Annotated in this window: 13 protein-coding genes; 7 read left to right on the top strand and 6 right to left on the bottom strand. The window is 62.2% G+C overall.

Going from position 1 to position 11,476, the window contains the following annotated elements; translation table 11 throughout:
• The first annotated feature begins 45 nt into the window (after positions 1-45).
• The 5 genes from HPO_RS10150 to mscL all read left to right on the top strand — a co-directional run bounded on the left by HPO_RS10150 (position 46) and on the right by mscL (position 4,865).
• Positions 46-1,137, top strand: coding sequence for an NADH:flavin oxidoreductase (locus HPO_RS10150; RefSeq protein WP_035597933.1), 1,092 nt, complete (start codon positions 46-48; stop codon positions 1,135-1,137).
• Between the two features lie 44 nt (positions 1,138-1,181).
• Positions 1,182-1,820, top strand: coding sequence for a (d)CMP kinase (gene cmk, locus HPO_RS10145; protein WP_035597929.1), 639 nt, complete (start codon positions 1,182-1,184; stop codon positions 1,818-1,820).
• A gap of 143 nt (positions 1,821-1,963) precedes the next feature.
• Positions 1,964-3,931 carry a 30S ribosomal protein S1 gene (gene rpsA, locus HPO_RS10140; protein WP_035597927.1) on the top strand — a complete coding sequence of 656 codons (1,968 nt, stop codon included), beginning with the start codon at positions 1,964-1,966 and terminating at the stop codon, positions 3,929-3,931.
• A gap of 115 nt (positions 3,932-4,046) precedes the next feature.
• On the top strand, positions 4,047-4,346 hold the full coding sequence (locus HPO_RS10135; RefSeq protein WP_035597925.1) for an integration host factor subunit beta: 300 nt from the start codon (positions 4,047-4,049) through the stop codon (positions 4,344-4,346).
• 105 nt (positions 4,347-4,451) lie between these two features.
• Positions 4,452-4,865 (top strand): large conductance mechanosensitive channel protein MscL, encoded by a 414-nt coding sequence (gene mscL / locus HPO_RS10130; RefSeq protein WP_035597924.1) that lies wholly within the window; start codon positions 4,452-4,454, stop codon positions 4,863-4,865.
• Positions 4,866-4,987: 122 nt separating this feature from the next.
• Here the strand turns inward: mscL and HPO_RS10125 are convergent, their stop codons facing one another.
• From HPO_RS10125 to HPO_RS10105, 5 genes are read right to left on the bottom strand one after another with little or no spacing between them, the layout of a single operon-like run.
• A complete protein-coding gene (locus HPO_RS10125; RefSeq protein ID WP_035597921.1) occupies positions 4,988-5,629 on the bottom strand; it encodes an HAD-IA family hydrolase in 642 nt (213 codons plus the stop codon).
• Complete coding sequence (locus HPO_RS10120; RefSeq protein ID WP_035597918.1) at positions 5,629-6,354, bottom strand: DUF3299 domain-containing protein; 726 nt, start codon at positions 6,352-6,354, stop codon at positions 5,629-5,631. The genes HPO_RS10125 and HPO_RS10120 overlap by 1 nt, the downstream gene beginning before the upstream one ends.
• A gap of 48 nt (positions 6,355-6,402) precedes the next feature.
• Complete coding sequence (locus HPO_RS10115; protein WP_035597915.1) at positions 6,403-7,671, bottom strand: ABC transporter permease; 1,269 nt, start codon at positions 7,669-7,671, stop codon at positions 6,403-6,405.
• Positions 7,668-8,363, bottom strand: coding sequence for an ABC transporter ATP-binding protein (locus HPO_RS10110; protein ID WP_035597914.1), 696 nt, complete (start codon positions 8,361-8,363; stop codon positions 7,668-7,670). Before HPO_RS10110 ends, HPO_RS10115 begins: the two co-directional genes overlap by 4 nt.
• A 7-nt stretch (positions 8,364-8,370) precedes the next feature.
• Complete coding sequence (locus tag HPO_RS10105) at positions 8,371-9,027, bottom strand: ZrgA family zinc uptake protein (protein ID WP_035597911.1); 657 nt, start codon at positions 9,025-9,027, stop codon at positions 8,371-8,373.
• A 330-nt stretch (positions 9,028-9,357) separates the two neighbouring features.
• Here HPO_RS10105 and HPO_RS10100 point away from each other — a divergent pair, with 330 nt between their 5' ends.
• A complete protein-coding gene (locus HPO_RS10100) occupies positions 9,358-10,035 on the top strand; it encodes a ZIP family metal transporter (protein WP_233349192.1) in 678 nt (225 codons plus the stop codon).
• A 65-nt stretch (positions 10,036-10,100) separates the two neighbouring features.
• Complete coding sequence (locus HPO_RS10095; protein WP_035597908.1) at positions 10,101-10,952, top strand: hypothetical protein; 852 nt, start codon at positions 10,101-10,103, stop codon at positions 10,950-10,952.
• Here the strand turns inward: HPO_RS10095 and HPO_RS10090 are convergent.
• Positions 10,949-11,398: an Lrp/AsnC family transcriptional regulator gene (locus HPO_RS10090; protein ID WP_051612511.1), complete on the bottom strand. Its 450-nt coding sequence runs from the start codon at positions 11,396-11,398 to the stop codon at positions 10,949-10,951. The two genes, HPO_RS10095 and HPO_RS10090, sit on opposite strands and share 4 nt — an antisense overlap.
• Between the last annotated feature and the right edge of the window lie 78 nt (positions 11,399-11,476).

Below are 11,476 nucleotides of genomic sequence, written 5' to 3'. Positions count from 1 at the left end.
CGAGGGCAAAATTGACGGATCGGATTCCCGCGCCAATGTCGGCGCATGACAACGCTGTTTGATCCCCTCTCCTTCACCCGTGGCCCGGCCATGAAGAACCGCTTCATGCTGGCCCCGCTCACCAACATGCAGAGCCATGCCGATGGCACGCTCAGCGATGACGAGTTTCACTGGCTGGTGAAACGCGCCGAAGGCGGCTTTGGCCTGACCATGACCTGCGCTGCCCATGTTCAGGCCGATGGCCAAGGCTTTCCCGGACAGCTGGGCGTGTTTGACGACAAGCACCTGCCCGGCCTCACCCGTCTTGCCAGGGCGCTGAATGATCAGGGCACCCATTCGGTGGTGCAGCTGCACCATGCCGGGATGCGCACCCCGCGCGAATTGATCGGCGGTCGCGCGCCGCTGTGCCCATCAGCCGACGCAGAAACAGGCGCCCGCGCCCTGACGCTTGACGAAGTGAAACAGGTTGCAACGGATTTCATCGCGGCCGCAAAACGCTGCGAGACGGCCGGCTTTCACGGCGTGGAGCTGCACGGCGCCCATGGCTATCTGCTCTGCCAGTTCATCAGCGCCGACATCAACAAGCGCGAAGACGAGTATGGCGGCTCCTTCGAGAACCGGACCCGCCTGCTCTGGGAGATCATCGCCGGCGTTCGGGCCGAATGCGGGAAGGACTTCTCCCTTGGCGTTCGCCTGTCACCGGAACGCTTCGGCATGGACATTGGCGAGATCCGCCGCCTTGCCAGCGAGCTGATGACCAGCGGTGACATCGATTATCTCGACATGTCGCTGTGGGACACGTTCAAGGAGCCTGAAGATCCAAGCTTCAAGGGCCGCCCCCTGGTCGAATGGTTCACCGGCCTGCCGCGCGGCAATTGCCGCCTGGGCGCCGCCGGAAAGCTCACGACTGGCGAAAGCTGCGGGCGCGCGATGGAGGCCGGGCTCGACTATGTCGTGATCGGCCGCGGCGCGATCCTGCACCATGACTTCCCCAAGAAGGTGGCGGCAGACGCAAACTTCCAGCCGATCGCCCTGCCCGTTCCCGAAGCACATCTGGTGGCCGAGGGGCTGGGCCCGGTCTTCGTCAACTACATGAAGACCTGGAAGGGCTTCGTCGCAGAAGCGGCCACAGCCTGAGACCTTCTTGACTTAAGGGCGGGGCTGGCTCACTCCCCGCCTCCATGATTATCGCAATCGACGGCACAACCGCTTCCGGCAAGGGCACCATCGCGCGGCGCCTGGCCGCCCATTATGGGCTGCCGCATATGGACACCGGTCGCCTTTACCGGGCTGTCGCCGTGGCCGCGATGAAACAGGATGTACCCTTGGATGCAGCCGGGCCGCTGGCCGATATCGCCCGGATGCTGGATCTGAGTGACTTCGTGGAACACGAGCTGCGCTCAGCGGAAGCTGGCAAGGCCGCGAGCGTGGTGGCCGCGATCCCTTCCGTGCGTCAGGCCCTGTTCGAGCTGCAGCGGGCCTTTGCGACCCGCGCGGGCGGCGCGCTGCTGGACGGGCGCGACATCGGCACGGTGATCGCGCCAGACGCGGATGTGAAGCTTTGGGTGGACGCCGATGTGCGCCAGCGGGGCGAACGCCGCTGGAGGGAACTTGTCGGTCATGGCGAAGACGTGACGCTGGATCAGGTCATCGATCAGCTGAAGATCCGCGATGCCCGCGATCAGGGGCGGACAGACGCTCCCGCGGCGATGGCCGCCGATGCCATCTTGATCGATACCACTGATCTCACTATAGACGCGGCTGTGGAAAGGGCGATGGCTGCCGTTGAGGCTGCTCTCGCCAAGGGAAAGACTGCCTGAGGGGCGCCCGCAAAGGGATGCTTCAATCCAAACAGGCGGTGCCCGCTTCAGATATTGAAAGACCACGCGACGGGTCGGATGTGCGCAGGCGGCAATGGTGCCGGTCCTGCCTTTGAACCATTCGGCCCTCCCCCGGAGACCCCATGACCAACCAAATGAACCCCTCCTCGGCCGATTTCGCCTCGATGTTCGAGTCGTCGGCAGCGGCATCTGCCATGCAGGAAGGCCAGGTTATCCCGGCCACCGTCCTGCGCATCGACAATGACTCCGTCGTCGTCGACATCGGCCTGAAGACCGAAGGCCGCATCCCGACCAAAGAATTCCTGCTTGAAGACAAGCAACCCGCCCCCGGTGACCTGATCGACGTTTACCTGGACCGGATCGAAAACGCGCTGGGCGAAGCCGTTCTCTCGCGCGACAAGGCCCGCCGCGAAGAGCGCTGGGTGAAGCTGGAGCGCAGCTTCTCCAAAGGCGAGCCCGTCAAGGGCGCCATTTCCGGCCGCGTCAAAGGCGGCTTCACCGTCGACCTCGGCGGCGTCAACGCCTTCCTCCCCGGCTCCCAGGTGGACATCCGCCCGGTGCGCGATGTCGGCCCGCTCATGGGCGAAGTGCAGCCGTTTGCGGTCCTCAAGCTCGACCGCGTTCGCGGCAACATTGTTGTCTCGCGCCGCGCGATCCTCGAAGAGAGCCGCGCCGAACAGCGCGCCGAGATCGTTTCCGACATGGCTGAAGGCGACGTCCGCAAGGGTATCGTCAAGAACATCACCGATTACGGTGCGTTCGTTGACCTCGGCGGCATCGACGGCCTGCTGCACGTCACCGACATGTCCTACAAGCGCATCAACCACCCCTCGCAGGTGGTCGAAGTGGGTCAGGAAGTCGAAGTCCAGATCATCAAGATCAACCCGGAAACCCAGCGTATCTCGCTTGGCATGAAGCAGCTCGGCACCGATCCGTGGGACAATATCTCGTCCCGCTACCCGGTCGGCGGCCGCCTGAAGGGCACTGTCACCAACATCACCGACTACGGCGCGTTCGTGGAGCTGGAAGATGGTGTGGAAGGCCTGATCCACGTCTCCGAAATGAGCTGGACCAAGAAAAACGTCCACCCCGGCAAGATCCTCTCGACCTCTCAGGAAGTCGATGTGGAAGTGCTGGACGTTGACAGCGAAAAGCGCCGCATCTCGCTTGGCCTCAAGCAGACCATGGACAATCCGTGGAGCGCCTTCCTCGCTGCGAACCCGGTTGGTACCGAAATCGAAGGCGAAGTTCGCGGGATCACCGAGTTCGGCCTCTTCATCGGCCTCGGCCCGGACCTCGACGGCATGGTGCACATCAACGACATCGCCTGGGACAAATCCGGCGATCAGGCGATCGAAGCCTTCACCAAGGGCGACCGTGTCAAAGCGAAAGTTCTCGATGTCGACGTCGATAAAGAGCGCATCTCGCTGGGCATCAAGCAGCTTTCCGGTGACCCGATCGAAGCAGCTGCCAGCGAGTCTGGTGGCGGCGGCGGCGGTCTGAAGCGCGGCGCAACCGTGACCTGCACCGTCACGGAAGTGACCTCGGGCGGCATCGAAGTCGAGTTCGGCACCCCGGCGGTGAAGTCCTTCATCCGCCGCTCCGACCTCTCCCGCGACCGCGCCGACCAGCGCCCCGAGCGTTTCGCTGTGGGTGACAAGGTCGATGCCAAGATCGTGACCGTGGACCGCGCAACGCGCCGCGTTTCGCTCTCGATCAAGGCTCTGGAGATCGCCGAAGAAGCCGAAGCCGTTGCACAGTACGGCTCTGCAGACGCAGGCGCTTCGCTGGGCGACATTCTGGGCGCTGCCCTCGCCTCCTCGAAAGGCAAGCCGAAAGCCGCCGCGGACACTGATGCCCTCGACGACCGGGGCCGTCTCGATGCACCGCAAGGCGAAGCGGACGACCTCAAGAAGCTGAAAGGCCTCGGGCCGGCTTTCGAGAAGAAGCTGAACGAAGCGGGCATCTACCACTTCTGGCAGATCGCTGCGCTCTCCGACGCGCAGATCGCAGACCTCGAAGAGGAACTGGCAATCCAGGGCCGTTTCGAGCGCGATGGCTGGAAAGATCAGGCTGATTCCCTCGCTTGAGGTTAGCCCATCTGGGGGCTTGCCCGGCTGAAACCGGGCCGGCCATCTAAATTTCCCGAAATGTTTGCGGCGGGGGCCTAGCGCTCCCGCCGCAAATGCGTTTATTATCAATGCGATGCTCAAGTCCCAACTCATAGAGAAGCTCGCGGCTGAAAACGCGCACCTGCGTCACGAAGACGTCGAAAAGGTCGTGAACGTTATCCTCAGCGAGATTGGCGAAGCGCTGGCTCGGGGCGACCGGGTAGAACTGCGCGGCTTCGGGGCCTTCTCCGTGCGCAAGCGGGACGCCCGCAAGGGCCGCAATCCCCGCACCGGCGAGCCTGTTAAAGTGCCCGCCAAGGCAGTCCCCTTCTTCAAGGCTGGCAAGGAACTCCGCGCCCGCGTCAATGGCGGCAATGATCCCGAAGCGAGATAGGTAGCGCTCTTTCGCGCGCCTGATGCAGCGCCTTGACGCTCGGGCCAAACCCCGCGAACTCTAATTCAAACTCTGGCTGCATCCTGCCAAAGGGAAGGGGTTAATATGTTTAAGGAATTCAAAGAGTTCGCTCTCAAGGGCAATCTCGTCGATCTTGCCGTCGGCTTTATCCTCGGCGGTGCATTCGGCACGATCGTCACCTCGCTTGTGAACGACATCATGATGCCGCCGCTCGGCATGCTGATGGGCGGCGCCGATTTCTCCGACCTCTTCATTTCCCTCAACGGCCAGGCTTACGCCTCTCTGGCCGCTGCATCGGAAGCCGGTGCCCCGGTGATTGCCTATGGCAGGTTCATCAACGCGCTCATCTCCTTCACGATCATGGCATTCGCGCTGTTCTTCGTGGTCAAGGGCATGAACACGCTGAAGAAGAAAGAGGCCGCAGCCCCGCCGCCGGCCCCGCCGCGTCAGGAAGTGCTTCTGGAAGAAATCCGCAACCTGCTGGCCAAGAACCAGTAAGGAACCTGCGGAAAATCAGGGTTCGCAAAGTATTAAGCAGTTAGCTGCTACTTTGTGGATAGTAGAGTACCGCGTAGAGTGCGGAAGGGCGGCCTGTCGGGTCGCCCTTCTTGCTTTCAGGCTCAGGATGTCTTCTGCAGGCCGAGCGTTTGCTCCAGCAGATCATGCGCGCCCTCAGTAAAGTGGAAGGCCTGCCAGCCCCGGCGCCTTGCGGCGGCGATATTCTCCTCCATATCATCCACAAGGAGGAGGCTTTCCGGGGCAATCTCCAGCTCCATTTCGATGTGAGCGAAATAGTCCGTATCCGGCTTGGCGATCCCCATCCGGCCGGCAGCAAAGATGCGTTCCACCCGCTCACCAAAGCCCATTGTGGTTTCGATATAGGACGTACGGTGGATCTCGTTATTGGTTGCCATCACATGACGCACGCCCCGCGCCTTGAGCGGCTCGAACAGCGCCAGGGTGCGGTGATCGGGCAGTGCATCACGCTCGAACCAGTAATCAAGGATCTCGGCAGCGCGTCCGGCCGCAGCATTCGCTTCAGCCCATTCGGTGACTAGCTCCACCAGGCAAGCCTGCCCCACCATCGCCTTCTGAAACCGGCCCGCGAAGAGGTAACTGAAGAAGGAGTGAAGTGAGAGGCCCAGATCCTGCTCGAAATTGCGGGACCAGGCGAAAACCCCCTGCTCGATATTGCTATTGAGAACGCCGTCAAAATCCCATGCGATGACCTGCACAGCCGCCGGATCGAACGGTGATGTCATCAGTAGGTGTATTCCTCGATGGCGGTCAGCGTGATCGTGTAGGCTGCATCTGCCAGTTCGCTTTCCTGCGTCTGGGTGTGGATGGTGCCTTCAATCCAGACGGCCTGGGCCAGATCCTTCATCTTGATCGGCTTCTCCGACATCACGAACACGGTCTGGTTCGGCGGCGGCGGCGGCGCATGGATGCAGGCGCCGAAATACGGCACGAGCAGGAATTCCTTGATCTGCGCATCGGCGCCATATTCGAACGGCACCGTGTAGCCGGGGATACGGATCTTCTTGCCGTTGAGTTCCTTGACGGTGTTGAACGTCCCGATCTGGACAGCCGTATCGGCTGCAGAGCCTTCGGCAATGCCCGCGCCGGAATAAAGCATGGCCATCTGAGCCTGATACATCTGGGCGAGGCGTTCCTCCTCCCCTTCCGGCATCAGGTCTTCCCAGCCGATCCGTTTCACGCCGCGGGCGGCGAGTTCGGCATCCTTGCGGGCCTGTTCCTCTGCACGTTTCTTGGCGGCTTCAGCCCGCGCCGCGGCGCGCTCGGCAGCGCTTTGGCCGATCTTGTCGCCAACCTTGGGGCCTTCCGACTTGGTTTCGGGGGGCGCTTCCTTGGCAGGTTTTGCCGGAGCCGCTTCCGCTGTGCCGGAACTGGAGGCGCCGCCACAAGCGGCAGCAAGCGCAAAGGCAACGGTGGCGAAGGCAAAACCGGGGAGGGATGTCGTTTTCATGCCCCCTGTTTAAAGCGCCCGCGGCTGCAGTTCCAGAGCACAATGCTGTTACAATCGGACGCTGAGCCCGTCTGCGAGTGACCGGCGCATCGCCGCGACGGCCGGCACTGCGCCGATCACGAGGGCGGCGAGCGTGACCGCGCCCAGCACATAAAGATCCAGCAGACCGGGCCCACCCGCCCCGAAAGCGACGCCGCAGCGGGCCTGCAACATGGGCGCGACCGCTGCGAACACGCCATGCACGATGACGATCCCGATCAGGGCCCCCATGAAACCGATGAGGCCGGATTCGAGGACCAGCAGGGAGAAGATGTGCCCGGGCCGCGCGCCCGTCGCACGCAGGATCGACATCTCCCGGCGCCGCTCATTCAGGCTGGTGAGGATCGAGGTAAGGATCGACACCAGACCGACCGCAATTACGAAGCCGGACACCGCCAGCAGGGCGCGCTCGGCAATCGACGTGACGCCCCAAAGCTCGCGCAGCGCCTCCCCCGGAATGATCGCCATCAGCGGTTCGCCGCGATTGGTGTTGATCTGCCGGCGTGTGGTGAGGATGGTGCCCTTCCGCTCCAGACCTACGAAGATCGCTGTCACAGTCTTGGGGGTAAGGTCGAAGGAGCGGATCATCTCGGTCGGGATGGAATCGGCCAGCGGGTTCTTCGCGCCGGTTTCCCAGCCGACATGGATCGCGGTGATGGCTTCGAGCGAGACATGCACGGTGCGGTCGACTGGCGTTCCGGTCGATCTGAGGATGCCCGACACGCGGAAGGGACGGTTCTCGTGGCCCGAGCCGAGATCAGCCGCGCCGATGCCATGGGTGAGAATGAGCGGCGTTCCGATCTCGTATCCCAGTTCGCGCGCCACATCCGCGCCGATCACGGCATCAAACAGGTCATCGAAGATCGTGCCTTCAGCCAATTCCAGCGGCTGCCCGCCGCCATATTTGTAGTGCTGGAAATAATCGGTGCTGGTCCCCATCACGCGGTAGCCGCGATGGCTGTCGCCCAGGGCGATCGGGACGGCCCAGGCAACATCCGGGCGCTCCGCAATCTGACGATAGGTTGGCCAGGAAACTTCGGCTGTCGCCGAGCCCATGCGGAACACGGAATAGAGCAGAAGATTGACAGTCCCCGTCGGCGCGCCGACGATCAGGTCCGTTCCGGAAATCGTGTTCTCAAACCCTTCGCGGGCCCCGCTGCGGGCCTTCTCGACCCCAAGGAACAGCGCAACGGAAAGCGCCACGGCCACGATGGTTAGGATCACCGAGCCTTTGCGGTTGAGAAGGCTTGCCCAGGCAAGGGAGAAAAGAGCGGTCATGCTGGCGCCCCTGCCCTGTTCATTGCGGTAAGATCGGCGGCCCGCGTAAACAGACCTGCGAGAGAGGCGTCATGGCTGACGAAGAGAAGGCTTGCGCCAGAGCGCTCTACCTCTTCGGACAGCAGATTGATGAACCGGTCGCGCGCGTCCGCATCCAGGGCCGAGGTCGGCTCATCCGCAATCACCAGGCTGGGGCTGCCGATCAGGGCGCGGGCGGCCGCAACGCGTTGTTGCTGGCCGACGGAAAGATCTGACACCCGCCGCTCAAGCAGGCTTTCATCCGTCAGGCCAAGCCGGGCCAGCAGGCGGCGTGCCTCCGCCTGCGGATCATTTCCCGCTGCCTTGCGGCGCGCGGGCGAGAAACGCAGGGGCAGCAGGACGTTCCCCGTGACCGACAGATAGGGCACCAGATTGAACATCTGGAAGATGACGCCCATCCGGTCCGCCCGCAGACGGTCACGCTGTGCGGCCGGCAGCTTGCTCATATCTTCGCCCAGAACACTGATGCGGCCCGCCTGGGGTTGGAGCACACCGGCAATCAAGCCAAGAAGCGTCGACTTGCCGGAACCAGACGGCCCCCGCAGAAACACGCGCTCACCGGCCTCGACGCGGAAAGCATCCATGTCGAGCACTTGCGGGCCGCTCTTCCAGGCAAAGCGCAGCCCTTCGATATCGATTACGGGATCAGCCATACCGTTCTTATTTCAGGGAAAGCTCCGGGGAGGAAGGCGTCAGCTCTGCGGCTTTCTGGGCTGTGTCAGTCACAAATACGGCATTGACCTTCTCGAAGCCCGGAAACGCGCTGAAGCCAGCAAAACGCGCAGCAGTCACACCGCCAGTATTAGCGCAGGTCCAGGTGAAGTTTACATGTCCATCGGCGTGGCCGCTGGAGGTGTCCACTTCGGCTGCCGGGGTCTCGGCCGTGCAGGTTCCACCGGTCAGCGTGATGAAGCCAGGCAGCGCTGCGATCACTTCCGGTGTGAACACACCGTCTGCTTCGGAGAGGCCGAAATTGGCCAGCGGCGAAACAAGTTCTGCCGTCAGCTTGCTGCCTTCTATGACGAAGGCCAGATCCGCGATGCCGTGAACATGGGCAGCTCCACCCGCATGATCGTGATCATGATCGTGGTCATGGTCGTGAGCTTCCCCCTCTTCATGGTCATGCGCTTCGCCTTCGGCATGATCTTCTGCGTGCGCGTCATGGCTGTCTTCGGCAGGAACTTCCGTCGGCAGCGCGGCGCCGGCCTCGACGGGGCCAGGCGCTGCCGGCGGGGGCGTGCCTGGACCACAGGCCGCGAGCACCGATAGGGCAGCCCCGGCGAGCAATGGCAGCGAAACACGGGCAAGATGGGTCATAAACAGCTCCTGATTTTTCCGGACTTGGCGGTGCGGCCCAAAGGAAAACCGGCCCACACCGCAAAAATTACTGGCAGGCGGAAGAGTGAAACATTATAACACTTTTCGCAAGGTGCCCGAGCGCACAAGCGCAGCCCTTCTTTAACCCCTGCCCCCTTTTCAGGCCGCAGCAAATCGGACACACGCCGCCGGATGCCCCTTTCTCTTCAGGCGCCAATCCTATTCGGACTCCTCGCGGCTCTGGTCACTTCGGCAGGCCTGATTGCCGTTGCTGTGCGCAGTGAGTGGACTGTGCGCCAATCCGGCCTGTTCTCTCTGGCCGCTGGGGGAATGCTCATCTCCCTCACGCTGCTGCACATTGCTCCCGAAGCGCTGGTGATGAATGGCCGCGCGCCGTACTTCATGCTGGCAGGCTTCTTCGGCGGCCTGCTGCTGAGTTCCGGGATCAGCACGATCTTTCCGGAGAAAGCTGGCGGACGATCCCAGGCGCTGACGCCATTGCTGGCGGTGGGGCTTCATTCTTTCCTGGATGGGGTGATCTATTCAGTCACGTTTGCAGCAAGCTTCGAGGCAGGCGTCTACGCCTCCACCTCGCTCATCATGCACGAATTTGCCGAAGGCGTGATCGCCTTTGCAATTCTTGCCCGGCACGGCTTCCGGGTTCGTGAGGCGGTAATCTGGGCGTTCCTGGCGGCCGGGGCGACAACCCCGCTGGGGGCATTGGTGAGCGGACTTTTCGTCAATGGGCTCGGACCGGATGTTGTCGCCGCACTTTATGCCATTTCGGCAGGCCTGTTGATCTATGTGGCGACTGGCCCCCTGATGCAGCCGCTGAAGGAAGAGCCGCCCCTTCGCGGCGTGGCGGCGCTGGGCGCGGGCATTCTGATCGCCATGCTGCTCTTGCTGGCGCCGCTACATGGCCATGGAGGCCATGACCATGCCCATGATCATGATCATGACCATATCCACCTTCTGAAAGACCCTTCCGGTATCCATCCGTCCGACTGAGGGAACCGGCATAGGCCTTGCACCGTTACTCCTGAAACAGCGCCTTGAGGCGCGGGAGGCCGGGTATGGTTAATTTCAATTTCTGGACGAAACTCTCTTCCTTTTTTATAGTCTTGGTAGCGACATCGCTGGCGGCCGAGGCGCAGGAGGGGTGTGGCCTCAGCGATGTGGCGAGGTTTCAGACGGCCGTTCTCCAACCGGCAGAAGAGGCGACGCCCGCCTATCTCAAACGTACTGCAGAAAGTTTTCTTGCCGACTGCCCAGATCGTTTTGAAGCGCGCGACGCCCATCTGATTGCGGCGCGCAGCGCCATGGATGCGGGCATCGCTGCCGACGCGGTAACGCATTACAATCAGGCTATTGCGCGAGGCGCCCGCCTGTCCCCAGTTCAGCGGCTGGACCAGTCAGTCGCCCTTCTTGCTTCCGGCCAGGAACGGGAAGCGCTGGAAGCGCGAAACCTCGCGATCAGTGAATGGCTGGAAGCGCTGACCGCGCGCGGAATGACGAATTTTGACATCCGGAAATCACGTGGCGGCGTCATTCTGGCTGTCAGCTTCCCTCAGCAGGATCCCGACGCCTCGGTGCAGGCCCTGTGGCTGGCTGTGCCCGATGGTCCGGGGTTGCCGGCCGCCGCCGTCTTGCGGCCAGACCCGATGCGGGCGTCATTGAGAGCTTTGCGCACGGGCCGCGCCCCTTCGGCGCTGACAATCCTGGAGCAGCGCACCTGTCAGGATGCCCGCATTCTGCGGGAAACAGCGGCGCCTGCCGCCATAGAAAGTTTTGACCGGGCAGCAACCGAAGCCATGCGCAGCTATCTTCGTCAGCCTGCGGGGTTGGCGAAAACCGCGCCCGGCGAGCCCCTACCCAGCTGCCTGATGCCTGAACTTATGCTGCCCGTGCCAGCCGCCGCATACTAGAGCGGCAGTTCGGTCGTATTTTTCAGGCACTCCATCGCAAAGGTGGCGCTGACATCGGCCAGATCGACCTTGGCAATCAGCGCTTTGTAAACGCGGTCATAATCGGCCACGCTGCCGACCTGAACTTTCAGCAGATAGTCGACATCCCCGGCCATTCGATAGAATTCGACTACTTCCGGAATGGACTGGACCGCCGAGGCAAAGCGTTGAAGCCAGGCGGCGGAATGATCCCGGGTGCGGATGGCCACGAACACCGTTTGGGCCAGCCCCACTTTTTCAGGATCGATCAGTGCGACCCGCCGGGAGACGACCCCAGCCTCTTCCAGGCGCTTTACCCGCCGCCAGCAGGTATTCACCGAAATACTGACGCGATCAGCCATCGATTCGAGCGATATGCTGCTGTCTGATTGCAGCAGACGCAGGATGGTCCGATCAGTATCATCAATATTTTCCATATTTGAAGTTATTATTCGAAAATTTTCATCATACAATAACCAAAACTGATGTGTTCATGAGATGAATTT

The organism is Hyphomonas polymorpha PS728, assembly GCF_000685315.1.
GTDB classification, from domain to species: Bacteria; Pseudomonadota; Alphaproteobacteria; order Caulobacterales; family Hyphomonadaceae; genus Hyphomonas; species Hyphomonas polymorpha.
Note: the sequence above shows the minus strand (reverse complement) of the source record. Positions and strands in the feature narration are given on the sequence as shown.